25 protein-coding genes are annotated in these 25,378 nt (G+C 46.2%); 4 read left to right on the top strand and 21 right to left on the bottom strand.

Features of this window, described 5'->3' with window-relative positions; all coding sequences use genetic code 11:
- The 10 genes from J2W69_RS12355 to J2W69_RS12310 form a co-directional block, all read right to left on the bottom strand.
- Positions 1–1,087 (bottom strand): hypothetical protein (locus tag J2W69_RS12355; protein WP_310278855.1); only part of this gene is annotated, 1,087 nt, incomplete at its 3' end.
- Between the two features lie 105 nt (positions 1,088–1,192).
- Positions 1,193–1,651 carry a hypothetical protein gene (locus tag J2W69_RS12350; protein WP_310278852.1) on the bottom strand — a complete coding sequence of 153 codons (459 nt, stop codon included), beginning with the start codon at positions 1,649–1,651 and terminating at the stop codon, positions 1,193–1,195.
- Between the two features lie 603 nt (positions 1,652–2,254).
- The gene (locus tag J2W69_RS12345; protein WP_310278849.1) at positions 2,255–4,096 is read right to left on the bottom strand and encodes a DUF885 domain-containing protein; all 1,842 of its coding nucleotides are present in this window, start codon (positions 4,094–4,096) and stop codon (positions 2,255–2,257) included.
- Between the two features lie 29 nt (positions 4,097–4,125).
- On the bottom strand, positions 4,126–5,289 hold the full coding sequence (hemW, locus tag J2W69_RS12340) for a radical SAM family heme chaperone HemW (protein ID WP_310278846.1): 1,164 nt from the start codon (positions 5,287–5,289) through the stop codon (positions 4,126–4,128).
- Positions 5,289–5,888, bottom strand: a complete 600-nt coding sequence (rdgB, locus tag J2W69_RS12335) for an RdgB/HAM1 family non-canonical purine NTP pyrophosphatase (protein ID WP_310278844.1) — start codon at positions 5,886–5,888, stop codon at positions 5,289–5,291. The genes hemW and rdgB overlap by 1 nt, the downstream gene beginning before the upstream one ends.
- A gap of 56 nt (positions 5,889–5,944) precedes the next feature.
- On the bottom strand, positions 5,945–6,370 hold the full coding sequence (locus J2W69_RS12330; protein WP_310278841.1) for a DUF4426 domain-containing protein: 426 nt from the start codon (positions 6,368–6,370) through the stop codon (positions 5,945–5,947).
- The gene (locus J2W69_RS12325) at positions 6,367–6,660 is read right to left on the bottom strand and encodes a DUF167 family protein (RefSeq protein WP_310278838.1); all 294 of its coding nucleotides are present in this window, start codon (positions 6,658–6,660) and stop codon (positions 6,367–6,369) included. Before J2W69_RS12325 ends, J2W69_RS12330 begins: the two co-directional genes overlap by 4 nt.
- On the bottom strand, positions 6,661–7,203 hold the full coding sequence (locus tag J2W69_RS12320; protein WP_008897907.1) for a YggT family protein: 543 nt from the start codon (positions 7,201–7,203) through the stop codon (positions 6,661–6,663).
- A 9-nt stretch (positions 7,204–7,212) separates the two neighbouring features.
- Positions 7,213–8,028 (bottom strand): pyrroline-5-carboxylate reductase, encoded by an 816-nt coding sequence (gene proC, locus J2W69_RS12315; RefSeq protein WP_310278835.1) that lies wholly within the window; start codon positions 8,026–8,028, stop codon positions 7,213–7,215.
- A 93-nt stretch (positions 8,029–8,121) separates the two neighbouring features.
- A complete protein-coding gene (locus tag J2W69_RS12310; RefSeq protein WP_310278832.1) occupies positions 8,122–8,811 on the bottom strand; it encodes a YggS family pyridoxal phosphate-dependent enzyme in 690 nt (229 codons plus the stop codon).
- A gap of 42 nt (positions 8,812–8,853) precedes the next feature.
- Here J2W69_RS12310 and J2W69_RS12305 point away from each other — a divergent pair, with 42 nt between their 5' ends.
- A complete protein-coding gene (locus J2W69_RS12305) occupies positions 8,854–9,918 on the top strand; it encodes a type IV pilus twitching motility protein PilT (RefSeq protein ID WP_008897904.1) in 1,065 nt (354 codons plus the stop codon).
- Positions 9,919–9,923: 5 nt separating this feature from the next.
- Positions 9,924–11,042, top strand: a complete 1,119-nt coding sequence (locus tag J2W69_RS12300) for a PilT/PilU family type 4a pilus ATPase (RefSeq protein ID WP_310278827.1) — start codon at positions 9,924–9,926, stop codon at positions 11,040–11,042.
- 126 nt (positions 11,043–11,168) lie between these two features.
- On the opposite strand, the gene J2W69_RS12295 is transcribed toward J2W69_RS12300, so the two are convergent.
- The 6 genes from J2W69_RS12295 to rsmE are packed head-to-tail and all read right to left on the bottom strand — an operon-like array spanning position 11,169 to position 14,511.
- Positions 11,169–11,465: a nucleotidyltransferase domain-containing protein gene (locus J2W69_RS12295; protein WP_310278823.1), complete on the bottom strand. Its 297-nt coding sequence runs from the start codon at positions 11,463–11,465 to the stop codon at positions 11,169–11,171.
- Between the two features lie 44 nt (positions 11,466–11,509).
- A complete protein-coding gene (locus tag J2W69_RS12290) occupies positions 11,510–11,770 on the bottom strand; it encodes a DUF1653 domain-containing protein (RefSeq protein WP_310278819.1) in 261 nt (86 codons plus the stop codon).
- Complete coding sequence (gene ruvX / locus J2W69_RS12285) at positions 11,760–12,194, bottom strand: Holliday junction resolvase RuvX (protein ID WP_008897896.1); 435 nt, start codon at positions 12,192–12,194, stop codon at positions 11,760–11,762. The genes J2W69_RS12290 and ruvX overlap by 11 nt, the downstream gene beginning before the upstream one ends.
- Positions 12,194–12,751 (bottom strand): YqgE/AlgH family protein, encoded by a 558-nt coding sequence (locus tag J2W69_RS12280; protein WP_310278816.1) that lies wholly within the window; start codon positions 12,749–12,751, stop codon positions 12,194–12,196. The genes ruvX and J2W69_RS12280 overlap by 1 nt, the downstream gene beginning before the upstream one ends.
- Positions 12,752–12,760: 9 nt before the next feature.
- Positions 12,761–13,759, bottom strand: a complete 999-nt coding sequence (gene gshB / locus J2W69_RS12275; protein WP_310278815.1) for a glutathione synthase — start codon at positions 13,757–13,759, stop codon at positions 12,761–12,763.
- A 23-nt stretch (positions 13,760–13,782) separates the two neighbouring features.
- Entirely contained in the window at positions 13,783–14,511 is a 729-nt protein-coding gene (gene rsmE, locus J2W69_RS12270) for a 16S rRNA (uracil(1498)-N(3))-methyltransferase (protein ID WP_310278813.1), read from the bottom strand.
- Positions 14,512–14,705: 194 nt separating this feature from the next.
- On the opposite strand from rsmE, the gene J2W69_RS12265 reads away from it, so the two are divergent.
- Together J2W69_RS12265 and J2W69_RS12260 are read left to right on the top strand one after the other, a co-directional pair.
- The gene (locus J2W69_RS12265) at positions 14,706–17,183 is read left to right on the top strand and encodes a GGDEF/EAL domain-containing response regulator (RefSeq protein ID WP_310278812.1); all 2,478 of its coding nucleotides are present in this window, start codon (positions 14,706–14,708) and stop codon (positions 17,181–17,183) included.
- Between the two features lie 92 nt (positions 17,184–17,275).
- A complete protein-coding gene (locus J2W69_RS12260; protein WP_310278859.1) occupies positions 17,276–19,057 on the top strand; it encodes a thiamine pyrophosphate-binding protein in 1,782 nt (593 codons plus the stop codon).
- Between the two features lie 20 nt (positions 19,058–19,077).
- Here the strand turns inward: J2W69_RS12260 and J2W69_RS12255 are convergent, their stop codons facing one another.
- The 5 genes from J2W69_RS12255 to J2W69_RS12235 form a co-directional block, all read right to left on the bottom strand.
- Positions 19,078–19,902, bottom strand: coding sequence for a citrate synthase family protein (locus J2W69_RS12255; RefSeq protein ID WP_310278809.1), 825 nt, complete (start codon positions 19,900–19,902; stop codon positions 19,078–19,080).
- Positions 19,886–20,668 carry a citrate synthase family protein gene (locus tag J2W69_RS12250; protein ID WP_310278807.1) on the bottom strand — a complete coding sequence of 261 codons (783 nt, stop codon included), beginning with the start codon at positions 20,666–20,668 and terminating at the stop codon, positions 19,886–19,888. The genes J2W69_RS12255 and J2W69_RS12250 overlap by 17 nt, the downstream gene beginning before the upstream one ends.
- A gap of 4 nt (positions 20,669–20,672) precedes the next feature.
- Entirely contained in the window at positions 20,673–22,820 is a 2,148-nt protein-coding gene (locus tag J2W69_RS12245) for a TonB-dependent receptor plug domain-containing protein (RefSeq protein WP_310278804.1), read from the bottom strand.
- Positions 22,821–22,942: 122 nt separating this feature from the next.
- Complete coding sequence (locus J2W69_RS12240) at positions 22,943–24,409, bottom strand: HAMP domain-containing sensor histidine kinase (protein ID WP_310278801.1); 1,467 nt, start codon at positions 24,407–24,409, stop codon at positions 22,943–22,945.
- A 74-nt stretch (positions 24,410–24,483) separates the two neighbouring features.
- Complete coding sequence (locus tag J2W69_RS12235) at positions 24,484–25,335, bottom strand: ABC transporter substrate binding protein (protein ID WP_310278798.1); 852 nt, start codon at positions 25,333–25,335, stop codon at positions 24,484–24,486.
- Positions 25,336–25,378 lie beyond the last annotated feature (43 nt).

Here is a 25,378-nt window from a genome sequence, read left to right as displayed (position 1 = left end):
CAGCTGATCCAGTAATTGGTCTGTAATTGGCATTCTTTATCCCTTCCAAGGAGTTAGGTAGAATGCCACTTACACAGATTTTTTTACACTCTCCAGATAGTAGTAACTCAATTGATTTAAGGTGTGTAAATGCTTGTCGATCTTTTAATATTTCTTCTTTAGTGAGTTTTCCTCGCTCATCTCGCTGAAAATCAACAATTGAAGATTCTAGTTCTTTACAAATATCCCTTATACCACAAAATATATACCGTCCTTGCCCACTCCTCATGTCTTTTAGTATTTGTTCTTTTTCATGGATATATATTCCTGGAACCTGAAAGCTATCAAATGCACTGTATGAAATATTGATTATCTTAGGGAAGCCTAATCCTACAGGTTCAAACTCTCCAATTTTACGCAGTACAGGATCTCGTCTATCCGCACCAGAAGCAAAAGCTACTCGTGAAATTTTAGAGAGTAATGTGCTTTTACCACACCCATTTCTTCCTACTAACACAATAACTCTGCTAGGGAGTTTACTGCGGCGAGCATATTCTGGCGAATCGAAGTTGAACTCTATTGGAGAAATTAATGAATCATTACTAAATTTGAAGCTTAAATCAATGCTGGGCAATTTTTGATAATCTTTACTGATCATCATTGGAGGTAATATGAAGATGTCATCAGTTTTATCTATAAACCTCATTACAGAAGTACCCCAACCTTCTTCGCTAACAAATGGTTCTTTTAATTTTTTTTGTATAACTACATCATTCAACGCAGAAAATATGTAATCCCTTATATCTACGTCAATATTAGCTAATCGCTCATAATAATCTAATGATTGGCCCAAAGAACAAAATTCTGTGTCAAGACTATCGATATCTCCAACGGCAAGCATATGAGAATCGGTAGACTTCTGACCTTTTTTAAGAATTTTGACATTTCCAATAGAAACAGGCTCTCCATCTGAGCTATATGCACCAGATAAAACTAAATGATACTGAGTTTGGTAGCCATGATCATTCCAATTATCTTGTCGAAGATAGAACTTGATGCCTTTTTCATTTTTGTTATTTGTAGAGGATGGTGAAATAACTCTTATCAAAATACACCTCAGAATTACGTTAAAACTTTAAGGACGGCTAACGTTTGGTTAAGGGGCGAGCTTTAGCCCGTCCCAGTGAGCGAAGCGAACGATTTGAACCACTTGTTAGCCGTTACCACTATTTCGCTTCATGTTAGCAAGCATTTTTTCATTGACCTTCATGCGTGTTTGAAGTTGCTTGCCAGTGAGAACTCTCTTTCGCATTGTGTCGATTGAGAAATTGTATTCCCAGTCGTTTATCCAGCCTTTTTCATGTGCATGTTTTATGGCTTCTGCATTAAGCGATTTTTGATTGTCTTTCCGGACGCGCTTCACTGCTTGGAATATAAGGTCGGAAGGTAGGCCAATGAATTTCTTTACGCAGCAGTTGCCTACGGTTGCGAATTGTCCGTTTAGTTTATTATGCAGTGTGCATATTTCAATTATTGGAAAGTGACCGCACAGACAGGTTTCTGGCTCTTCTGCCTCATATATTTGATACAGGCTCCATTCTAGCTGTGCTATGTCCCAAATTTGAGCCTGAGAACGATTCAAAATTTCTTCAGTGAGTTTGTATTGGGACATCGGTGCCTCCTTGCGGCTAACAATCCGTTTTCAAAGGCTGTCCGCCCGCAAGTCGAACATTTTTCTGCCTTCTTTCATGATTTTTAATCATACCAAACTAACGCTGATGTACCTCTTTTTCAACAGGTTTTTCTGTAATCAGTAAATATGAGTGCGACAAAATTTATACAGTCAGTACACTAGTTGTTCTTGAATTTACTCAAGCTAGACACTTGGGAATTTATCCAGCGGTTTGTGATAGTAAAAGAAGTGATGATCAGGTATTTACTACAACGCTGAATGTCAGCTATTGGCACAAAGTGTCGGTACGAGTGAACTCAGTGAAGGGCAGAACCATTAGGTTTGTGTGCCTTCAGCTACACGGGGTAAAGTGGTAGTTCAATAGAGCAGTTATCTGAGGGGCTGCCCGGTAGAATGGGTTTTGTTGTTCAAAACCGTGGAAGACTGCAGAGGAGGCAATACGCACCTATTCACGGCGTGTCTGCGTAGATCGGTGAAATCAGTGCCAAATGCAAAAACAGAAATGTGAGCAGTGCGGAAAAGAACTACAAAAAAGGGCGCCCACAAGGGGCGCCCTTACAGTATTAATTGAATCAATATCAGTTAAGCTGCTGCCTTAGCCGATTGAATATACTGATCCACTAACTGCTCCAGCACGTCCAGCGGCACTGCGCCGTTTTTCAGTACTACGTCGTGGAATTGGCGGATATCGAACTTGTCGCCCAGTGCTGTTTTGGCTTTTTCGCGCAGTTCCAGCATTTTCAGCATACCCACAGTGTAGGCTGTGGCCTGGCCAGGCATAACGATATAACGCTCTATGGCGTTGACGGCTTCACCTTTTGAGTTTGGCGTTGTGTCTACCAAATATTGAATGGCCTGTTCGCGGGTCCATTTTTTATTGTGTAAACCTGTGTCGACCACCAAACGGCAGGCGCGCCATAGCTCCATGGCTAAACGACCAAAGTCGGAGTAGGGGTCCTGATACATGCCAATCTCTTTAGGCAGGAACTCAGTGTATAAACCCCAGCCTTCGATATAAGCGGTATAACCACCAAACTTACGGAACTTAGGCACATTGTCCAGCTCCTGGGCTATGGCAATTTGCATATGATGGCCCGGAATACCTTCATGATAAGCCAGCGCTTCCATTTGATACTTCGGCATACCACTCATGCGGTACAGGTTGGCGTAATAAATACCAGGGCGGCTGCCATCCATAGAAGGTTGCTCGTAAAAGGCTTTACCAGCGGATTGCTCACGGAACGGTTCTACTGCTTTTACCACCATGTCGGCTTTAGGTTTAACGATAAAGAGCTCATCCAAACGCGATTTCATGGTATCGATAAGACGAGTGGCTTCGGCTAAATACTCTGCTTTGCCTTCGGCAGTGTCCGGGTAATAAAACTGCTGGTCGTCGCGCATAAAGGCAAAAAACTGCTGTAAGTCGCCTTTAAAGCCGACTTTTTTCATAATGCCTTTCATTTCTTCGTGAATACGGGCGACTTCAGACAAACCTAACTGGTGAATTTTTTCAGCACTGTAATCTGTAGTCGTGATGCGGGCTAAGCGGTTGGCGTAAAACTCATCGCCGTCTTTAAAGCGCCATACACCATCTTCAGTACCGGCTTTTTCTTCTAAGGTCGTCAGCAACTTGATCAGGTTTTCATAAGCTGGTTTTACGCTGCCCACTAAAGCCAGTTCAGCTTCTTTGAGCAGTAAGTCTTTTTCAGCCTGTTCCAGCTTCAGTTCTTGTACTTTGCCACGGAAATCTGCCAATAAAGTGCTGTCGTTGCCACCGTCAAAAGGTGCGCCGCTGATGATATTACGACTGGCACCAATCACATGAGCAAACACAAACTTGGGTGGTAAAACGCCAATATCTGCGCGGGCCTGCAGTTGTTGTTCCAGTTGTTTGAAATAGGTAGTTACGCCTTTTAAGCGGCCAATATAGGCCTTGGCATCGGCTTCATCGCTGATGCTGTGCTGGTTAATCAGCAAGGAAGGCACAGTGGAATGGGTGCCAAACATCTGATTGACAGGGTAGCTGTATAAGTCCCATTTGGCATCATCTAAACGAGCCTGTAAGCGCGCTGTCAAAAGCTTCACGCTCAATTGACGGCCAGTGTCGAGGCTTTGCATGTTCAAAGCCTGCACCTGCGCCAGCTGTTCTTTGGCTTGTTCCAGCTCTTTTTGGGTTTGTACTTCTGATAAATCATCCCACTGATCGTAATTGGTTTTTAAACCTAAAGCTGTTTGTGTTTCCGGACTGTTATCTACAGACTGCTGGAAAATCTTCTCGAACAGGGCGTCAGCTTTTTGATTTTCAGTCAGAACCACAGTAGCTTCAATGATTTTGCTTTGATCGATAGGAGTAGAGGCCGGTTTGCAGCCTGCCACTGTTGCCAGGCTTACCGCCAGCGCCAGTGCTGAATATCGTAAATACATAAATAAATGGACCTTTGTTATATGAATGGTTAGTCGATAAAAAGTGACAGCAAATCATTCAGGTAACGCGCGCCTTTTGGGCTGATTTGCCAGTGTAATTCTGTGTTGTTAATTAACCCCAGTTGCTCTGCTTTGGCAAGCGCATCTTCTACAGATGTGACGGGCAAGCCGGTATAAGCGCTGAAATCTTGTTTAGGACAAGCTTCGAGTAAGCGAAAGCGGTTCATAAAAAACTCAAAAGCTCTGTCTTCAGGCGCTACTTCAGTGCTTTCGTCAAGATAACCTTTGCTGATATCCATATAACCTTTGGGGTGTTTAATTTTTACTGGCCGGATAATTTTACCAGTCTCTGGCACAGTGATTTTGCCATGAGCGCCACAACCTATACCTAAGTAGTCGCCATAACGCCAGTAGTTCAGGTTGTGTCTGCACTGCAGGCCTGGCTGACTATAGGCTGAGATTTCGTACTGAGTGTAGCCATGTTGTTGTAACAGCATATGGCCTTGCTCCTGAATATCCCACAAGGCTTCGTCTTCCGGCAGCACAGGAGGGCGTGACGCAAAGGCGGTATTAGGTTCTATCGTCAGCTGATACCAGGATAAATGCGGTGGTTTCAGATCTATAGCTTGCTGTAAATCAGCCAAAGCACCTGCAACATCCTGATCCGGCAAGCCATGCATTAAATCCAGATTAAAACTTTGCAATGGTAAGGTGGCGGCCAGTTGTGCTGCTTTAATGGCTTCATCACAATCGTGAATACGGCCCAGGGCTTTGAGCTGTTCGGTCTGAAAACTTTGTACGCCAATAGAAAAACGAGTCACGCCAGCGGCCACATAAGCGGCAAAACGCGCTGCTTCTACAGTACCAGGGTTGGCTTCCATGGTGATTTCGCAGTCGTCTGTTAACTGCAGCTCTTTGCGCACACCATCTAAAATAGCCTGAATGCCTTCACCACTAAAAGTGCTGGGTGTACCGCCGCCAATAAAAATGGAGCTGATAGCGCGGCCTTGCACATAGCCCAGATCCTGACGTAAATCGGCCAACAAATGGCTGATATATTCTTGCTCAGGAATGCCTTGTTTGACTGCATGCGAGTTAAAGTCGCAATAAGGGCACTTTTGAATGCACCAGGGAATATGGATATAAAGTGCCAGTGGAGGCAACTGCAGTTGTGTTGTTGATGCCAGACTCATCAGGCGTGTTCGCCTTTCAGCAAAGACACCAATAAGCGCAAGGCTTTGCCTCTGTGACTGATGGCTTTTTTCTGCTCTGAGCTTAGTTCAGCAGCAGTGCTTTGGGCATCATCAGGTAAAAATATCGGGTCGTAACCAAAACCACCTGAACCAGCAGCTTCAAAGGCAATCTGGCCATGCCAAATGCCATGGGCTATCACAGGCACAGGATCGTCAGCATGACGCACAAAAGCCAATACACAATGAAACTGAGCATTACGTTCAGCTTGTGGCACCTCTTGTAAATCGACCAGTAGCTTTTGCAGGTTTTTTAAATCATTGCCATGCTCACCGGCATAACGGGCTGAATAAATACCAGGTGCGCCACCTAAAGCATCTACAGCTAAACCTGAATCGTCGGCAATAGCGGGCAGGCCAGTTAAACGGCTGGCATGACGGGCTTTAATCAGCGCGTTTTCAATAAAACTTAAACCATCTTCAATAGCGTCCGGCACCTGAAAATCGGACTGCGGTACTACCTGCCAGTCAAAAGGTGCAAGCAAGGCGGATAACTCGGCTAATTTACCTTTATTGCCTGTGGCTAAAACAAGTTTATTCATTAAGGAAACCTTTGAAACAAAAAGGCTCAGTGGATACTGAGCCGGATAAAAGAGGATTATTCGGTATAAAACATCTGTGAGAACTCAAGTTTCTGGTTTTCTGTGCCTTGCCAGATATCCAGTTTAAACTTCAGGTGTTTTTGGTCATGCACAGGTACTTGTGCCAGATAATAAATGGCTTCACCTTCTTTTACTTCACGAAAGCTCAGCTCGATCTGTTTTTGCGTCAGATCTGTGGCTGTGCCTGAAATTCGTACTTGTTGTGCTTTTTGGTCCTTGCTATTCAGTACTGAAATATTCAGCACAGCCTGATATTTACTGCGCTGCAGCTGATAACTTTGCGCTATTTTGGCATCAATAATAGTACTGTCAAAGGCAATGTAATGCACATCCCATGGCCCCAGTACTTTTTTTTGTTCTGCCTGAAGTGGGCTTATAAATAAGGCAAGAACCAGGCTTGCTGCCAGCAGATAAATTTTCATGTTGACTCCAGATAAGGTTGTAAGGCTTCAGGAACAGAGCAGGGCGCCAGAATTCGCCATTTTTTCTGTCGGCTCAGTTCGCCTTTTTCCAGCAGCACCTGACGTTTAGCCACGTCAAAGCTTTGGGCCAGAAACTGTTGTAAATGAGCATTGGCTTTGCCATCCACAGGTGGGGCTTTAATAGCTACCTTGATGGCATCACCATGCAGACCTAAAAACTGATCACGACTGGCACCTGGCTGCACATGCAGCTGCAGCAGAATATCGCCGTTGGTCAGTCGGGTTAACATTTAGAAACCGCGTAACATATTGGTCAATAAAATCTGGATAAACTGAATACCTAAAAGCACCACCAGCAAAGACAGATCCAAACCACCCATAGCTGGTATTACTTTACGCACCGGGCGCAATAAAGGTTCTGTCAACTGGTGCATCACCAGCTCAACCGGATTACGGCCCTGACTAAACCAGCTCAGTAAAGCGCGGATCACTAAAATCCAGAATGCCAGTTGCAAGGCTTCGGTGATCAGCAATACCAAAGCGCTTAAAGGCAAATACATATACAGCACCTGACCTAATTGCAGTAATTGCACTATAGCCACATGCAGTACACAAATAGCAAAAGCAAATATCCAACTGGCGGTATCTACCGGGCCCATACTGGGTAAAAAGCGGCGCAGTGGAATAATCGCTGGGTTTGTGGCTTTGACGACAAACTGACTGAATGGGTTGTAAAAATCGGCTTTGGCGCTTTGCAGCCAGATACGCAGCAGCACCACCATTAAATAAAGTTTGATCAGGCTGCTTAACAGAAAAAAGAATGCTTCGGTCATTATGGGTCCTTAAAGAGTTTTTGCCATTTCTTCAGCACGGCGTATCGCTGCATACATGGCGTCTTTGACCATGGTTTCAAGCTTATGTTGTTTAAAAGTTTCAATAGCTTCGTGTGTGGTGCCACCTTTTGACGTGACCTGAGCGCGTAATGCTTCAAAAGATAAATCAGACTGACTGGCCATAGTGGCTGCACCTAAAGCAGTTTGGGCCACCATAGCTTTTGCCTGGTTTTCATCAAACCCAAGTTCCTGCGCTACTTGCTGCATGGCCTGCATAAAATAGAAAAAGTAGGCCGGAGCGCTGCCGGTGACGGCAATAATAGCGTTAATGTCCTGCTCTTTTTCCAGCCAGACGGTTTTGCCTGTGCCTACAAAGAGTTTTTCGGTAAAGGACTGCTCATACACAGAGCAGCGGCTTGGGAATAACCCTGTCACGCCTAAACCAACCAAAGCCGGTGTATTTGGCATAGCGCGGATAATACGCACCTGGCCTAACATCTGTTCAAAACGTTCAACAGAAATACCAGCGGCAACCGAGATAAACAGCTTTTCCTGACATTCAGGCGCTTGTTCTATCAGCTGCTGGCAGACTTCAGCCATCATCTGAGGTTTCACCGCCAGCACTATCACATCGGCTTTAGTGACCGCTTCGATATTGTCTGTGGTGGTTTCAATCTGGTATTGGCTTTTTAAGGCCTTTAATTTTTCCGCATTACGGTTGGCAGCAATAATATTTTCAGCCGGATAACCTTGCTTAATCATACCGCCGATAATGCACTGCGCCATATTGCCAGCGCCTATAAATGCGACTGTATTGTCAATCATGCGAATTTTTTTCCATTGCTGCGGACATGATCATGCCCCATCAATTTAATGCACTGCGCCATATTGCCAGCGCCTATAAAAGCTACAGTATTATCAATCATGTGAATTTGTTTCCCTGGCTCCGAAAATGGCCGTGCCTAATCTTATCATAGTAGAACCAAAGCGCAGAGCCTCTTGCCAGTCGTCGGACATGCCCATTGAAAGTTCTTTTGCATCAGGATGTTGCTGTTGCAATTGCAGTGACAGCTTTTGCATTTGCTCAAAAGCTTCAGCGCCTTTACCGGGTTCTGGAATGGCCATCAAACCTTTTAACTCCAGCTTTGGCAATTTTGCAACTGCAGCTGCTAATTCAAACAAATCTGACGGGGATATACCTGATTTAGACTCTTCGCCGCTGATATTTACCTGCAGCAGCACCTGAAGTGGTGTTTTATCAGAAGGCCGCTGAGCTGATAAACGCTCCGCAATTTTTAGTCTGTCTATGCTGTGCACCCAGTCGGCGTAAAGCGCTATGTCTCTGGTTTTATTGGATTGAATAGGGCCAATAAAATGCCATTCTATCCGCTCAAGACTGCTTAATTCTGTCGCTTTACTGACCAGTTCCTGCACATAGTTTTCACCAAAAGCGCGTTGGCCTGCCTGATAAGCAGCAGCAACAGAGGAGGCTGGTTTGGTTTTACTGACAGCAATCAGACGGCTTTGTTGGGATAATTGCTGTTTTATCTGAAATTCTGTGATGGCGTTGTAGGCTGATTTCAACGCTTCTGCTATGTTGTTTGTCATATCAACTCTGTTTTTGGCCCTTGCTTTGGAGTGCTTTTCACCATGGATATTACCGAATTACTCGCCTTTAGTGTGCAACATAAAGCCTCGGATCTGCATTTATCAGCCGGTGTACCACCCCTCATTCGGGTCGATGGTGATGTGCGACGTTTAAATATTCCGGCTTTAGACCACAAAGCAGTGCACTCTTTGGTGTACGACATTATGAATGACCGTCAGCGTAAAGAATACGAAGAAAAGCTTGAATCCGACTTTTCTTTTGAAGTGCCGGGTTTAGCGCGTTTTCGTGTGAATGCTTTTGTTCAAAACCGCGGCGCTGCTGCTGTGTTTCGTACTATCCCAAGCGAGGTGTTAAGTCTGGAAGACTTACATGCGCCAGATGTGTTTCGCAGTATCTCTGACAACCCACGCGGGCTGGTGCTGGTGACAGGTCCTACAGGCTCGGGCAAGTCGACTACGTTGGCGGCTATGATTGATTACATCAACAGCACTAAAAACCATCATATTCTGACGATAGAAGATCCTATTGAATTTGTTCACCAGAATAAACTGAGTTTAATTAACCAGCGTGAAGTGCACCGTGATACTCATAGTTTCAGCAACGCCTTGCGCTCAGCGCTGCGTGAAGACCCTGATGTAATACTGGTCGGCGAATTACGGGATTTGGAAACTATTCGTCTGGCCATGACAGCTGCAGAAACAGGTCATTTGGTGTTTGGTACTTTGCACACCACCTCAGCACCAAAAACCATAGACAGGATTATTGACGTTTTCCCTGGTGAAGAAAAAGCCATGGTACGTTCTATGTTGTCTGAATCGCTGCGGGCCGTTATTTCACAAACCTTGCTGAAGAAAAATGGCGGCGGTAGGGTGGCTGCCCATGAAATTATGTTGGGTGTTCCGGCCATTCGAAACCTGATCCGTGAAGATAAAATTGCTCAGATGTACTCAGTGATCCAAACCGGTGCTTCTCATGGCATGCAGACCATGGATCAATGCCTGATCAATCTGGTGAACAGGGGAACCATTAACCAGAAAGACGCTTTGGCTAAAGCTCAGGACAAAAACTCCTTTAACAGCATGGGCAATATGGGGCGGATGGGGTAACTGCTATGACTTTAGTGGATTATTTACACAAAATGGTGGCCGCTGGTGCTTCGGATTTGTTTATTACCGCAGGACTTGCTGCATCCGCCAAAATTAATGGCGAAATGTTACCTATAGCTGAACAAGTGCTGGACCCTGAGCAATCGCTGGCGCTGGTGTTATCCGCCATGACAGCCAAACAGCAAGCGCAGTTTCAGCAGGAAAAGGAATGTAACTTCGCTATTGCTAATGAAGCCGGGCGCTTTCGGGTATCTGCCTTCTGGCAACGTGATCAGGCGGGCATGGTGGTGCGTCGTATTGTCACCACTATCCCTAAAGCCGATGATTTAGGCCTGCCGACTGTACTCAAAGACATTATTATGTCCAAACGTGGTTTGGTGCTCTTTGTTGGTGGCACGGGCGCTGGTAAATCGACTTCCTTAGCCGCATTGCTGGGTTATCGCAATCAAAATGCCCGTGGTCATATTTTGACTATTGAGGACCCTATTGAATTTGTGCACGATCACCAAAAAAGCCTGGTGACGCAGCGTGAAGTGGGGATAGATACTGAGTCCTTTGAAGCGGCGTTGAAAAGCTCGTTACGTCAGGCTCCTGATGTGATTCTTATCGGTGAAATCCGTAGTCAGGACACCATGGAATACGCGCTGTCTTTTGCTGAAACAGGCCACTTATGTATCGCCACTTTACACGCCAACAACGCCAATCAGGGCATAGACCGTATTATGCATTTGGTGCCCAAAGAAAAACACGGCAAGTTACTCTTTGATTTATCGCTGAATTTACGCGCCATAGTAGCCCAGCAACTGGTGCCTACAGTGGATGGTAAAAAACGGGTGGCTGCTATTGAAGTACTGCTGAATTCGCCGCTTATTGCCGATTTAATTAAACGCGGTGAAATAGGTGAAATTAAAGCGGCGATGAGCAAATCCCGCGAGCTGGGTATGCAAACCTTTGATCAGGCGCTGTACGATTTATACAAAACAGGCCAAATCAGCCACGCCGACGCGCTGCATTATGCCGATTCACCAAACGATTTACGTTTGATGATGAAACTAAAAGAGGGCACAACAGGCGCAGGCTTATTGTCTGGTGTGACTGTGGCTGGGTTAACGGATAATGATTAGGTTGTAATTCGTCGTCATTGTTTTTAGGTTATAGGGACGGGGTTTATCCCCGTCCGCAGGGTCGTTAGACTGTTTCAATTTGAGTTAGTTGTGACACATCATCCGATTGGACCTGACGCTTTAAGGTCATAACAATATGCCTTTTTCTGCAACTTGATGAATAGGCAGGTACATCAAATTAGGTGCTTTTAATAACACGTCTATTTTTTGGTCGCCCAAAGCTATAATAATCTGCGCTTCAATTCGTGCAGCAGTCAAAGCGGCGTTCTCTGGTTCTCCAGGAGTTTCCACCAACAAATCTATATCACCGCCTTGTTTATGGTCGTCCATTCGGGAACCAAATAAACGCACGGTGGCAGTAGTGCCGGCAACCTGAGCAACGGCGGCCTTAATGGCTGCGATTTCAGAAGAGCTCAAACGCATGGAGTTTTCTTTTGTGTAAATTGATGATAGATGCCCTAAGCTGGTTACATCAGTTGAAGAATATCGGGCAACTTTCCCAATTCCGCAGGGGCTTGTTCTGAAACAAAACTAAAACGTGGCACCAGTTCGCCTGCCACTTCGACATTGCTGACAAACATGTCCAGTGGCCGCACCCATAAGCCAAAGTCGCCGTATAAAGCTCTATACAGCACCAGCTCTTCGTTGGTTTCACTGTGATGCACCACCGACAGTACCTGATACAAAGGTCCCTTGTAGTGGCGGTAGAAGCCGGTTTTAATCGCCATAAGCGCCACCATTTTCAAACCAGCTTTCTAAAATCAGTTTGGCTGACAGGCTATCGACCAACTCTTTGCTGAGTTTTTTAAACCCACCTTCTGCAAACAGCTGTGAGCGGGCGTCTACAGTGGTTAAACGCTCATCCTGAGTTTTTACCTGCAAACCGTACCTGCCATGCAGCCGATTGACAAATTTATGCACCCTGGCCGTAAAAGGCTGCTCTGTGCCATCCATATTCAGAGGTAAACCTACCACCAGCAACTTAGGCTGCCATTCTTTGATTAAGGCTTCGATTTGATCCCAGTTCGGAATGCCATCCTGCGCTTTTAAAGCTTTGAGCATAGTGGCTGTGCCTGTCATGCTTTGACCTACAGCCACGCCAATACTTTTTAAACCATAGTCAAAAGCCAATACGGTGACGCTGCTACTCATCAGGCGTGACCTGCTTCAGGGCTTAATTGCCAGACTTCAATGCCCATCGCATGAGCGGCACCTTGCCATTTTTCGGCATGGCTTAATTCAAAAATAATATTGTTGTCGGCCGGGATCATCAGCCAGCTGTTTTCTGCCATTTCTTTTTCCAGTTGGCCAGCACTCCAGCCCGCATAGCCTAACGCCAGAATAAATTTGTCCGGCGCCTCTTCTGTGGTGAGCTTTTCTAAAATATCGCGTGAAGTAGTCACCATCAAATCGTTATTCAGCCGCATACTGCTGGTGTAGCCGTCTTTGGGGGTATGCAACACAAAACCACGATCACTTTGCACAGGGCCACCAGCACAAACATGAGCTTTAGCCGCCTTGCTTTCAATATCATGTTCAATCTGCAGCTGACTTAATAACTCAGTTACTTTCACTGGCATAGGGTGATTAATCACAATGCCCATGGCACCTTCAGCATTGTGCTCACAAATGTAGGTGACACTGCGTTTAAACATAGGATCGTCAAGACCCGGCATGGCAATCAATAAATGATTCTGAAAATTGTCCATAGTACCGCCTTAGGACCCTGGTTGATTTTGGTTTGATAGCTGATTTTGTTTTACTAATTGGTTCTGCTTTAACAGTAGTTCAATCTGGTCAAATAACATGCCGGTAATATTCACCGGAAAAGCCGCTTCAATTTCACGGATACAGGTTGGGCTTGTGACATTAATTTCAGTCAACCGGTCACCAATAATATCCAGACCTACAAAAATTAAGCCTTTGGCTTTCAGAGTAGGACCAACGGCACGGGCAATGGCCCAGTCACTTTCGGTTAAGGGCCTTGCTTCGCCACGACCCCCGGCTGCTAAATTACCGCGGGTTTCACCACTGGCCGGAATGCGGGCTAAACAATAAGGCACAGGTTCACCGTTGACCACCAGCACACGTTTGTCACCGTCTTTAATTTCAGCAATAAACTTTTGCGCCATGGCATAACGGCTGCCATGTTCTGTCAGGGTTTCGATAATGACGCTGACGTTGGCATCGTCCGGTTTTAAACGGAAAATTGAAGCGCCACCCATACCATCCAGGGGTTTTAAAATCACATCCTGTTCTTGCTGGTAAAAGGCCTTTAAACGCGCTGCGTCACGGGTTACCAGCGTTTTTGGTGTATGTTCAGCAAACCAGCTGGTGTACAGCTTTTCATTGGCGTCACGCAGGCTTTGAGGTTTATTGACAATCAAGGTGCCTTCGTCTTCAGCTCGTTCCAGAATGTAAGTGGCGTAAATAAATTCAGTATCAAAAGGTGGATCTTTGCGCATTAAGATCACATCTAAATCGGACAGTGGTATGTCTTGTGCGCCACCAAAGTCATACCAGTGTTCGCCATTTGGCTGCACAGATAACAAACGGGTGCGGGCGCGGGCCTGACCTTCAATTAAATACAGGTCATTCATTTCCATATAATGCAGCTGATAACCACGGGATTGTGCCTGCAATAACATGGCAAAACTGGAGTCTTTTTTGATATTGATGCCCGCAATAGGGTCCATCACTATGCCTAATTTAATCATCTTCACTCCTGTATGGGCTCTGTTCAGGCCAGATCACCAAATTGTAACTGTAATGCGCTGATGGCGGTCAAAGCAGCCGTTTCGGTACGTAATACGCGTGGGCCTAAACGAACAGCCATAAAACCAGCGTCTTTCGTTTGAGCGACTTCCGCATCGGTAAAACCACCTTCAGGGCCTATGACTAAACGAATAGTCTGGCTGCCGGCTATGGTCTTAATGGAGTCAGAAGTCCATGGATCCAAGGTCAGCTTTAAATCTTTTGTCTCTTGCACCAGCCATTTAGTAAGCTGGATAGCAGTGTGCACTAGCGGAACTACACTGCGGCCAGATTGTTCACAAGCGGCTATCGCAATTTTTTGCCATTGTTCCGTACGTTTGGCCAGACGTTCTGCATCCAGCTTCACACCACAACGCTCTGTAAACAATGGAGTGATTTCAGTGACGCCCAGCTCGACCGCTTTTTGAATGACAAAATCCATCCGATCCCCACGGGAAATTCCCTGACCTAAATGCAGTTTCAGAGGGGATTCCACCGGATTTTCGCTTGAACTGATGGCTTTTACCCACAGCTGTTTTTTTTCAACAGAGCTAATTACAGCCTGATAATTTAAACCGTCGCCATTAAATAAACATAACTCGTCACCAGCCTGCATACGTAACACGCGGCCAATATGATTGGCGCCGTCTTCGGCTAAGGCAAAATCCTGCTGCAATACAATGGCACCAGGCTGATAAATTCTGGGTATACGCATGTTTTTTTACTGTTTCACATCTATTCTGAAAGTGGCTATGGTAGCAGGCTGAAGCCTCAAAGGTACAGCCTGAGTTATAGTGCTCAATGAACCCGCCATAACCAAATAAATCTTGCGCCTGTTGCAGGCAGCAGATATGGTGAAATTACTAGTACGGTGCTCAGTGTAGCCCTCATATTTAAATTAGGTTCTGGATGGCGCAACCTCTGTCTTTATTATTAGTTGTTGCTGAAGAGCAGAGTCGAGGCTCTGTTGTACAGTTGTTGAAGTCACAAGGTGGCTGGGCTGTGACTGCTGTTACGAACAGCGCTGAAGCCATAGTGCAGTTAAAAAGCAAAGCTTTTGAATTAGTGATTTCTGAGATAGAAATTGGTAGCATTGATGGCTGGCGTTTAGCCAGGCTACTGCGATCTAATGTGCTGCAATCTGCAGCTTCCACCCCCTTTATTTTATTAAGTTCTACGTATTGTGAACGAATCACTGAAACTACAGCACGAGCCTATGGTATAGATTTAGTCTTGCCGCTCGATCAGTATCAAAAATTACCTGAATATATACAGCAGTACGCTGAACAGCCCATCAATCACCAGAAGAAACCAGAGCTATTGCTGGTTGAAGACGATCCGGATATCGCTGAACTGGCGCGGCGTATTCTGCAGCCTTTTTATAAAATCACCCTCGCCAGCACGGGCTTTGAAGCGGTCGAACTCTATAAACCTGATACCTACACTTTGGTGTTGCTGGATGTGATGCTACCCGGTATGACGGGTCAGCAGGTGCTGCGACATATTATGGCAATACAACAATCGCAATCTGTTGTTGTTATGACGGCCCATGCCGGCGTTGAACTGGCTGAAGAGATGTTGTTGCAAGGTGCTGCTGATTTTATCAGCAAACCCTTTCGGGCTGATCAACTGCGTAAAGTGATGGAAGTGGCAGCACAACGTGAAGACTTTATGGTCAGTAACCAACAGTTTGGCCATAAAGTTCAGGCTCTTGCCAGCAGCGAATCCCGTTACAAAGCCCTGTCAATGACACATCAGCGGGTACTTGATCACGTCTCCACTGTGGTGATGGAGCTGGATAACAGGGGGCAGATCCAGTTTGCCAACAAGGCCTGGTCCAGGTTTGCAGGGGCTGCGGGTTTAAATTTTCCTATGAGTCATTATCTGGCAGAGCAGGACAAACTCCTGTGGCAGCAACAATTGAATTTTTTATTTTCAGGGCTTAAATCACACTGGCGCCATGAGCTGCAACTTTTTGATGATCAAGGCGAGCTGCACTGGGTCATTGCTGATTTGACCCTGCTTTCCGGTGAAGGGAAAGCAGGTTTAACAGTCACGCTGGAAAACATAGATGAGCGCAAAAAGGCAGAGCAGGAACTCAAACACCTGGCGCTGCATGACACTCTGACCGGTTTGTATAACCGCTACTTTTTTGATCAGGAATTAAACCGGCTGGCGGCATCAGCCCGCAATAACCAGGAACAGCATGCGCTGCTGTATTTGGATCTGGATCATTTTAAAGTGATCAATGACTCGCAAGGCCATTCGCAAGGTGATGCAATTTTACGTGAAGTCGCCAGCTTGCTCAGTGCTGGTTTAGGAAAAGATGACGTGCTGTGCCGGGTGGGGGGCGATGAGTTTGCTTTGCTGTTAACTCATTGCGAGCTGAGTTCTGCTGAACAGCGGGCACAACGGCTTTGCGCTTCGTTGCAACAAGGACATTACCGTATTGCAGACCGGGTTTATAAAATCAGTTGCAGTATAGGTTTAGCTAAAATAGATGGCTCTGCCAGTGAGGCTCAACAGTATTTACAGCAAGCGGACATCGCTTTGTATGTCGCCAAACGTAAAGGGCGTAATCTGGTGCATTGTTATACAGATGACGATCAGGACAGCGGTGAACTGCAACTGTCTTTGCAATGGTCCCATCAGTTACAGGAAGCCATAGTTAATGATCAAATCACCTTGCACTTTCAACCTATAGTCAAAGTCAGCAACGGTGAAGTCGCCTATTTTGAAGCGCTGGTGCGATTACAGCTCGAAGACAGACTGGTGTATCCGGGAGAGTTTATTCCGGCATTGGAACGTGCTGAGGATATCAATCTTTTGGATCATCAGGTGATATCTAAAGCCATTGCTATGATGCATCAATATCCGGAATTGCATAAGGTAGCTATTAATCTGTCGGCTCAGGCTTTTAGTGACGCCCGACTGTTGCCTTTGATTAAACAGAAACTGGAGCAATATCAGGTAGATGCCACCCGTATTATTTTTGAACTGACGGAGAGTGCCAGTTTAAGTAATATTCAGGCTACACGACTGATGATTGAATCTTTGACACAACTGGGCTGTGAATTTTCCATTGATGATTTTGGCACTGGTTTCAGCACTTTTAGTTATCTGAAGCAACTGCCTGCACACAGCATTAAAATTGATGGCTCTTTTGTCAGAGAAATGGATGTGGATCAGATTGATTATGCACTGGTGAAGTCTATAGCTGAGATAGCCAGGGTGTTAAATCGCAAATCTGTGGCGGAATTTGTCGAAAATGAACGTATTCTTGATCTGCTAAAAGAACTGGGCGTGGATTATGCGCAGGGCTACCATATCAGCAAACCCATGGACATCGAAAATCTAAAAAAATACATTTTGGAAACAACAACTTAACTATTTAAAAAAGCTCCACTTGTTCAGGCTTTATCGGCTAGACTGCATATCCTTTGGTTTATTTAACAACAAATGAAACAGGTAATGCAGTGATGATTCAAGACGCTCTTAACATGGAAGAGCTGATTGACAAGGACGTTCTGACTTATGCCGACCTTCTGGTCGCTTATCTGAATCAACTTAAGGTTGATTATGTCTTTGGTGTGCCTGGTGGTGCTATTGAACCTTTATTTGATGCCCTGGCTCGTAGCGAACGAAGGGGCGGCGTCAGAGCCATAGTCGCCAGACACGAGGCCGGCGCGGCTTTTATGGCGGATGGTTATGCCAGAGAAACAGGACGGCCCGGAGTCTGCTGTGCAACCACAGGGCCGGGAGCCACCAATCTGTTGACCGGAGTCGCCAGTGCCTATGCCGACAACGTGCCTATGCTGGTGATCACAGCACAAACTCCGTTACCCAAGTTTGGTCGCAGAGCGCTGCAGGACTCGTCCTGCTCTGCCATCGACATAGTGGGAATGTTTCGTCATTGCACCAGATACAATTCTCTGGTCAGTCACCATGAGCAACTTGAGAACAAGCTGATAGCTGCCATTATGGCGACCAGCAGAGTGCCTGCCGGTCCGTCCCATATTTCTATTCCTTCCGATGTATTAAGAGCCGAAGCCGGTTTTTTACCCAATGTGAGGACTGAACTTTTAACCCAGCAATTTTCATTGTCAGATAAAACTGCATTGCAACGTTTGTTGCAGGAATTATCCCAGGCAAAGCGGGTGGCGTTTTTTCTGGGAGATGGCTGCAAAGAAGCTTCAGAGCAGATTATGAAGCTGGCAGAACTACTAAACGCCCCTTTTGTCACTGGTCCTATGGGCAAACGTTGGGTCAATGAAATTCATCCTTTGTACCGTGGGGTTTTTGGTTTTGCCGGGCATCAAAGCGCCAGAGAACTGTTACAGGATAATGAAGGTAAGCTGGATCTGGTATTAGCTGTGGGTGCAGCCTTAGGCGAACTGGGCACCAGTGGTTGGGATGATGATTTAATTAACCACAAACTGATCCATATAGATTCCAGTGTTGAACATTTCACCCGATCACCTATGGCAAAGTTGCATGTCTGTGGTTATTTACCTGTGATCTTCCAAAAGCTGATTGACGAAATCAGTGAAGCGAAAAGGAAATGGGGCAAAGACTGGCCCGCTTTTGCTGCTGTAGTTCCAGCCAATTGTAATGGCTCTTTTAGCCTGTTGCAGGATCCGGAGGCTGCGACCAATAATTCGATCCCGTTAAAACCACAACGTTTATTCACTTACCTGAGCAAAGCACTGCCGCAAGGCACCCGATTGTTTGTGGATGCAGGCAATGCCTGGTCCTGGTCCGTGCATTATTACCAAAGACCCGAGTATCAGGGCCACTACCATATTGCTATGGGGTTGGGTGCTATGGCATGGGCTATTTCAGCAGCTATAGGCTCTGCTTTGGCCAGCAAAGGCGCACAACCTCATGTCTGTGTCACAGGGGATGGCAGTTACCTGATGAGCGCACAGGAGATCACAGTGGCTTTACAGCAACAGTTGCCACTGGTGCTGATTGTACTCAACGATGGGGTATTGGGCATGGTGATGCATGGACAGCGCCTGGGCGGGGCAGAACAGACAGGTTATCAACTGGGCAGGGTGAACTATGCTGCACTTGCCAATGCACTGGGAGTGGATGCCATTCGTATTGAAACGCCGTTGCAACTGGAAGCTGTAGATTTTGCTGCGCTGTTTCGCAAAAAAGGTCCCACTTTGCTGGATGTACGCATTGATGCGGAAGAAGTGCCGCCTATGGCAGATCGGGTAAAAGGTTTAAAAGGGTCGGCGACTCCGGGCGGTTAATCCCTCCCGAAATTTTGTGTTTATACCGGCAGGGGGCGGGGAGCATGCCCCTGATAGTCAATATCATCGCAGCGCCAGGGTAAAAAACTGTGCTCAGGTTCTGTCAGTTGATCCTGATAACAGGCAGTCACACCACTGGCGACGCAGAGGTTTTTGATCCTGTATACCTCTTCCGGAGAAAAGCCCTGATCGGACATAAAAGCCGCTGTGTAGCCACCAATATTGATACCCATACCATAATGGTGTTGCATATAGTCTGCGAGCAAGTCAGCCAGTTGCATATGCTCGCCTTTGGTAAAACCCAGAGCTTCGGTCATCTGCTGATGTGGCACAATCCTTTCGTCAGTGCGGGCTACAGGCCGTGCAAACCCAATGATAGCGGGCTTGCCTTGTTTCACAGGTGCTGCAGCAACAAGAGCTTCGATACTTTGACCCGCTTTGTATTTCAGCAGCGTTTGCTGAATAAAATGCATCGCGTGTTCAGAGGTTTGACTGCCACCATACACTCTGGAGTCGGCGGCAAGACAACCTGCCGCAGTAGCAGCCGTAGGGCTGGTTTTTAAGGTACCGGCAAAGGCCCCCACCTGATTGCACCAGATCCTGGCGTCAGGGTAACTCATCACCATAAAATTATTTTCCAGCCAGCGGCCTAACTCCGGAGATACCAGTTTGCCTGTGGCGTTCAGTACCTGCAATTGCATATAACTGATGTTTTGAAACAAATCTTTTAACAGAGAGTACTGCCGTACTTGTACGTCATCACCACCTACCCATTTGCCTATGCTGGTGACTATTTTTCCACGCTTTTGTTGCCACAAAAGATAGTTGTCAGGGTTGGAAGACATAGTGTTCATCCTCCAGTAAAGGTAAAGCGTGAATGGGCAAATGGCTTTGTTCCATACCTAAAGCGATAAGACCGGGGGCACGGAATAACTGGTACAAGGCCACACTTTCCCGTGCACCTAAGGCCAGATCGGCACAGACAGCGGCACAAAGTCCGGTATCGAGTAAACCATAGCCCTCTTTGGCCATCAGTGTTGCCAGTTGCTGAGCAAAGCGTAAATGAGGACCGGCACCGTCAAGACTGAGTAAGTATTCAGCAAGCTTTTGCATCAATGGATCGATGTCACCAAACAAAGCACCAAATCCGGGCACTGGATGCTGATGCCCGGATTGGGTCGGGTTCTGCTGCAGTACCAGCCCGGTAGCTGTATTGAGGTGTTGTTGCAAAAACTGATAAGCCAGCTGCACTTCGGCTGCTCCTCCCTGCTTGCCTCCTAAGGTTAATAAACCTATAGGCAACAGATGTTCCGGATTGGTTTTGCTGATGCCGGCACTCATCACTGCCCGGCTGGCGGCATGGCGTGGGGATGCACAGATCAAACCTGTCATTAATTTTTCCAGCAGTTCTGACTGAGCTGGAGTTGGCAGCTCGCGGCAAAACAGCAGATACAAAGTGTCACTGAAACTGCGTTTTTGCACCAGTTGCTGCAGATCATAACCTGCCAGATACAAGGTTTCTGTCAGATAGGGGTTTGTTGGGCTGGGTTGTTCCAGACAAAGCCTGGTTCTGGCTTTGTCTGAAAAACCAAAGTCTTCAGCTTCAGACATCTGATCACCATTCCCAGTGATAGCTGGCTTGCAAGGCGATACTTAAGCCTTCAAGCTGATAATCATTTTGCACAGCGCCAGTACTGGGCTCATAGGCCTTTTTATCAAACAGATTCTTTAGGGTGCCTTTGAACTGCCAGTCGCTTTGAGCGGGTTGATAGCTCAGGCTCAGGTTAAACAATTGATAGTCGCTGATGGCTTTTCTTGTGTCTGTTGCAGCTCTGGCTCTATCCGCAACCCAGTATCCCCAGACACTGCCTTGCCATTGATCATTGAAGGTGTAATAAGCTCGTATGGCACCGGTCCAGCGGGGAGCCAGAGCAATTTGCTGTTCTGTCAGACGGTTTTTGGTGCTGTGAAAGGCGATGTTGCTATCCAGTTTCCACTGATCCCCGGCGCGCCAGGTCCATTCAAACTCGGCGCCATGGCCATCTAAATCCTGCAGATTGGCCGTTTGTAAAAAACTGGTTCCTGGGATAGGTGCTTTGTCGATCAAATCTTTTGCTTTGTAGCTATATAAATTCAGTGCCAGCCTGTTGTTAAAACTCAATTGATAGTCAAAGGCCAGTTCCAGCGTGTCTATGGTTTCAGGTTCTAAATCCGGGTTACCTAAAGCCGCCGGATTGTTTTGTAAAAACAGCTCGTTAAACGAAGGTGCACGGAAAGCACTGCCATACAGCAATTTAGTGGTCAGGTTATGTGCTGTGTCCCATACCAGAGCAAAACGAGGATTGAGCGTGCTGCCAAAGTCAGAGAAATCATCGTATCTCATGCCAATCGTCAGTTCCCAGTCACTTTTAAAGCGCCAGCTATCCTGCAGGCTAATATGCCTGTTGCTGCGCTGCACTGGAGTGACGTAGATATAATCAGTACCTGTGACGTCAGTCAGCTCTCCTGTCACTACAGCTTGAGTGCCATCGAGAATACCTGGTCCAAAGTTTTTCAGTTCTCTGGGAGTCAGTTTTTGTTCAAACCAGCCTAACTCTAATCGTAACTGGTGTCCGGTAAAAGCGGTGTAATGAAAGATACTATTCAGCCGGCTGTCTTTGTGATTGCCGCGGGGGCTGCCAATGTATCCATCCGGGAACGAAACCATGCCGACAGGGGCGGCGAAACTAATATTACCGTCCGCTCCTATAGGTAATCTGGTTCCTGCCGGGAACAGCACAAAATAAGTTTCGCTTTTGGCATCAAGATAAGACAAATCATTGGTCCAGCTTAACTCCGGACTGAGTTGGTACAGGTAGCTGAGTTTAGTTCTGTAGTCGCGGAAGTTCTGATAGCCGGTGCTGTCAAGTGATTGGGCGCCACCTGGTCCTAAACCGCCTTTGTGCTGTTGCCACCACCAGTGTTCCCATTTCAGATTGCCGTTTTGCACAGTGCCGTGTACGTCCAGAATGTTATAGCCGGTACTTAAAGGGCCAGGAGCTTGCGATGCCTGAGTGCCAAAGACCCGGTCAAACACAGATTGTTGATCTGTTGCAGCGATGCGGTCTTTATCACCGTCCGATTTTTGTTGCTCTATAGCCAGACCAACAGACCAGTCCTGCCACTTATGTCCCAGATGTAACCAATGATCATTACTGTCAAAAGAGCCAAATCTGCTGCCAATGACTGATTTGGATTTACTTAAATCTTTGGTGACTATATTAATGACGCCGGAATAAGCGTCGGCTCCATACACAGCGGTGCCAGGACCCCGGATCACCTCAATACGTTCGATGATGGTGGCCGGAAATCTGAAAGTGTAGGGCAGACCCCCTGAGAAGCTGTTTTTAAATTCAGTGCCATTTAAAAGTACCAGCACTTGTGGGTTAAAACCGGTCTGAATACCACGGATGGAGTAAACAGAATCCAACCTGCTGATGGTGGATGGTGTGACATGTAAACCAGGAACTTGTTCCAGTACTTCATCAAGATGTGTTGCGCCACTACGGGCTATATCTTCAGCAGTGATTAAAGTGGTAATGGCTGGTGCTTTATCAATACGTTTGGTGGTGCCTGTTGCAATACTGACAAAGTCAGTCGCACCATAAAAGTCCTCTAAATCTTCTGCGATAAATTGATTGTCTGCCTGAACCAAAGCAGAGGAAAACAAGCTTAGCATGCATAGACTAAGTAAATTTAAACGAGCGGCTGGTAACTGCGTCATATCAATCCCCGTTAGGCGTCCTTATTCTTATTGTTATGCTGGAACCTACCTGTATCAGCCATTTCTGTTATTCAGTGTAAAACCTGATGACTGAAACTCCAGTCATTCAGGCAGATATATTTTTATATCGGCAAAGCAACCGGAAGCCTTACTATAAATTCTGCGCCACCTGCTTTTGCAGGTTTGACTTCTATAGTGCCAGACATCAATTCGACAAACTGTTTGGTGATAGCCAACCCCAGTCCTGTTCCGCCTGTCTTACGGCTTTGACTGCCGTCGGCCTGATAAAAAGGCATAAAGACCTGGGCCATTTGCTGATCAGTCAGACCTATACCGGAATCACTTACTGTGAATACACAAGAAAGGCCGTCTATCTCTGCTGATAATTGAATTTCTCCTTGTTGCGTAAACTTTACCGCGTTGCTCAGTAAATTGACTAAAATTTGCAGCAGCTTTTCTGCGTCGAGCCGCAAACGCTGATCCTGAGCAGGTTGGTGCACTATCAGTCTGTTTTGTTGCCCGGCTAACAAAGGGTTGATCAGATCCTGACTCTGTTGTATCAGCTCATAAAGACTGCAGTCGCGCGGATGCAACTCCATACGGCCGGCTTCAATTTTTGCTAAATCCAGCAGGCTGTTGATCATTTGTAACAAACGATCTGCATTTTTGAGCACCCGGTTCAGATCATCCTGCAGATCAAACTGATTTTGCAGTTCCAGCTGTTCTTTTACTAAATCAATGTAGCCAATGATCGATTGAATCGGAGTGCGTAATTCATGGCTCATATTGGCCAGAAATTCTGATTTATGGCGGCTGGATGTTAAGGCCGCATCACGGGCGCTGGTGAGTTCTATGGTACGGATCTGTACCAGAGCTTCCAACTCGTTTCTGTGCTGACGCAATTGTTCATCCCGTTCATTTAAGGCTGTCATCATTGCGTTGTACGACAAGGCTATTTGCTGAACTTCTGATGTTCCGGCTACCCTGACCTGTTGATGCTGTTGTGTCAAATCTGCTTCTGACATACTTTTCGATAAGGTATTCAATGGCTGAGTGATCTTTTTAACACTATGGTTTATGACAAGCAGAAGCAACAATAAGGCTGCGGTAGTGATCGCCAGCATCGCCAACATAATAGAGTTACTGTAGTTACTCAAACGTTCTTTACTGAAACTAACCAGCGCATAACCAATATGTTGGCGCCCGTCGCTGTCAAAGGATAGCTCTGCTGCATTGTCGTTTTGTTCTAATACGACTGCAGCAGCCAGATACCAGTAGTGTTTATCCTGCCAGTTCAGACTTTGCTCCGGTGTTTGTGGCCATTGATGGTGCTTGAACAGTCGTTTATTTTCATCTGAGCCATGCCAGACCAGAATTTCGTTGCTTGCAGTAAGCAAACCTACTCCGGTCACGTCAGGGAAGCTGCTGATTTGTCCTAATGCATTTTCAGCGTTTTCAGCACTTTCTGTCAGCAAAGCCAACACCGACTGATTAGCTAACGAGCGTACCACCTGCTGTGCATTGGAAAATACCATGGTACTGGTGTGGCTGGTGGTCATCCAGACCAGCAACACACTGAAACAACTCATCATAAAAACCAGACCAGGTACCAGAAGTTTAAGAAGTTGTCGCCTGAGAGTCGGGGAATGTTGAGGCATCAGTATTATTTGTTGAACACAATAGAAAAGTTATTACGCAGCTGGGTGTTGTACGCAAATCCAAGATGTGCCGCTGTTCGCAGATTGACAGCTAATTGCATTTTATCCATAGGCAATACGGATGAGGCTATTTCTTTACTGCGAAGTCTTTCCACCATAAAGACCAGGCCTTTGCCCAATTCATAGTGATTCGGGAACATGGAAAACAAAGCGCCCCTTTTGGCATGCTCTGGTTTGCTGGAGAATAACACCAGATTGTGTTCCCAGGCATATTCAAGCAGTTTGGGTAAAATGACCTGCTCATTTGCAGTCACTGGGTCCAGCGGCAACCAAATGGCGTCTGTTTGTGGGTCTAATTCTTTAAGCAATGAGTCATATTCTGCTACTGCATTTTTCAAATCGGACACTTCGATATGTAATAAGGTTAACCCCAACTGATCTGCCTGAGCTTTAGCCCTGCCAATCAACCACTTATTCGCTGGGGTGTGCAAAACGGCCACACGTTTGACTGAAGGAGCCAGCAAACGAAGTGAATCAAACAATACTTTAGGTTCGGCCAATAAACTGACGCCTGAAATACCGTTGGGTTGGATAGGTAAAGCACCCACTGCCACAGATTTACGCTGATACACCTCTTTTGCAACCTGATAACCACTTTTTCCAAGCGCGATGACCATTTGCTCATTGTTTTGATCAAGCTGTCGCACTGTATCTGTGACTGAGAATGTTGATTTGAGTGGGTACAATTTTATCGGGCCCTGATATTCATCCTCAATACCTTTGACGATTTGCTTAAATATCTCATCGTAAGGTGCTTTAACTTCGGGATAAATAACTGACAGCACTTCTGCTGCCAAAAGCGTTGGACTGCTCAGCAAAAGAGAAATAAGACAGAGTTGT

Source organism: Rheinheimera soli, assembly GCF_031457405.1.
Classification (GTDB): Bacteria; Pseudomonadota; Gammaproteobacteria; order Enterobacterales; family Alteromonadaceae; genus Pararheinheimera; species Pararheinheimera soli_A.
Note: the sequence above shows the minus strand (reverse complement) of the source record. Positions and strands in the feature narration are given on the sequence as shown.

What these genes read in the sequence shown, in the direction of transcription:
- J2W69_RS12350 (WP_310278852.1), bottom strand. Translation starts at nt 1,651, where the DNA reads ATGTCCCAATACAAACTCACTGAAGAAATTTTGAATCGTTCTCAGGCT.
- J2W69_RS12345 (WP_310278849.1), bottom strand. Translation starts at nt 4,096, where the DNA reads ATGTATTTACGATATTCAGCACTGGCGCTGGCGGTAAGCCTGGCAACA.
- hemW (WP_310278846.1), bottom strand. Translation starts at nt 5,289, where the DNA reads ATGAGTCTGGCATCAACAACACAACTGCAGTTGCCTCCACTGGCACTT.
- rdgB (WP_310278844.1), bottom strand. Translation starts at nt 5,888, where the DNA reads ATGAATAAACTTGTTTTAGCCACAGGCAATAAAGGTAAATTAGCCGAG.
- J2W69_RS12330 (WP_310278841.1), bottom strand. Translation starts at nt 6,370, where the DNA reads ATGAAAATTTATCTGCTGGCAGCAAGCCTGGTTCTTGCCTTATTTATA.
- J2W69_RS12325 (WP_310278838.1), bottom strand. Translation starts at nt 6,660, where the DNA reads ATGTTAACCCGACTGACCAACGGCGATATTCTGCTGCAGCTGCATGTG.
- J2W69_RS12320 (WP_008897907.1), bottom strand. Translation starts at nt 7,203, where the DNA reads ATGACCGAAGCATTCTTTTTTCTGTTAAGCAGCCTGATCAAACTTTAT.
- proC (WP_310278835.1), bottom strand. Translation starts at nt 8,028, where the DNA reads ATGATTGACAATACAGTCGCATTTATAGGCGCTGGCAATATGGCGCAG.
- J2W69_RS12310 (WP_310278832.1), bottom strand. Translation starts at nt 8,811, where the DNA reads ATGACAAACAACATAGCAGAAGCGTTGAAATCAGCCTACAACGCCATC.
- J2W69_RS12305 (WP_008897904.1), top strand. Translation starts at nt 8,854, where the DNA reads ATGGATATTACCGAATTACTCGCCTTTAGTGTGCAACATAAAGCCTCG.
- J2W69_RS12300 (WP_310278827.1), top strand. Translation starts at nt 9,924, where the DNA reads ATGACTTTAGTGGATTATTTACACAAAATGGTGGCCGCTGGTGCTTCG.
- J2W69_RS12295 (WP_310278823.1), bottom strand. Translation starts at nt 11,465, where the DNA reads ATGCGTTTGAGCTCTTCTGAAATCGCAGCCATTAAGGCCGCCGTTGCT.
- J2W69_RS12290 (WP_310278819.1), bottom strand. Translation starts at nt 11,770, where the DNA reads ATGGCGATTAAAACCGGCTTCTACCGCCACTACAAGGGACCTTTGTAT.
- ruvX (WP_008897896.1), bottom strand. Translation starts at nt 12,194, where the DNA reads ATGAGTAGCAGCGTCACCGTATTGGCTTTTGACTATGGTTTAAAAAGT.
- J2W69_RS12280 (WP_310278816.1), bottom strand. Translation starts at nt 12,751, where the DNA reads ATGGACAATTTTCAGAATCATTTATTGATTGCCATGCCGGGTCTTGAC.
- gshB (WP_310278815.1), bottom strand. Translation starts at nt 13,759, where the DNA reads ATGATTAAATTAGGCATAGTGATGGACCCTATTGCGGGCATCAATATC.
- rsmE (WP_310278813.1), bottom strand. Translation starts at nt 14,511, where the DNA reads ATGCGTATACCCAGAATTTATCAGCCTGGTGCCATTGTATTGCAGCAG.
- J2W69_RS12265 (WP_310278812.1), top strand. Translation starts at nt 14,706, where the DNA reads ATGGCGCAACCTCTGTCTTTATTATTAGTTGTTGCTGAAGAGCAGAGT.
- J2W69_RS12260 (WP_310278859.1), top strand. Translation starts at nt 17,276, where the DNA reads ATGATTCAAGACGCTCTTAACATGGAAGAGCTGATTGACAAGGACGTT.
- J2W69_RS12255 (WP_310278809.1), bottom strand. Translation starts at nt 19,902, where the DNA reads ATGTCTTCCAACCCTGACAACTATCTTTTGTGGCAACAAAAGCGTGGA.
- J2W69_RS12250 (WP_310278807.1), bottom strand. Translation starts at nt 20,668, where the DNA reads ATGTCTGAAGCTGAAGACTTTGGTTTTTCAGACAAAGCCAGAACCAGG.
- J2W69_RS12245 (WP_310278804.1), bottom strand. Translation starts at nt 22,820, where the DNA reads ATGACGCAGTTACCAGCCGCTCGTTTAAATTTACTTAGTCTATGCATG.
- J2W69_RS12240 (WP_310278801.1), bottom strand. Translation starts at nt 24,409, where the DNA reads ATGAGTTGTTTCAGTGTGTTGCTGGTCTGGATGACCACCAGCCACACC.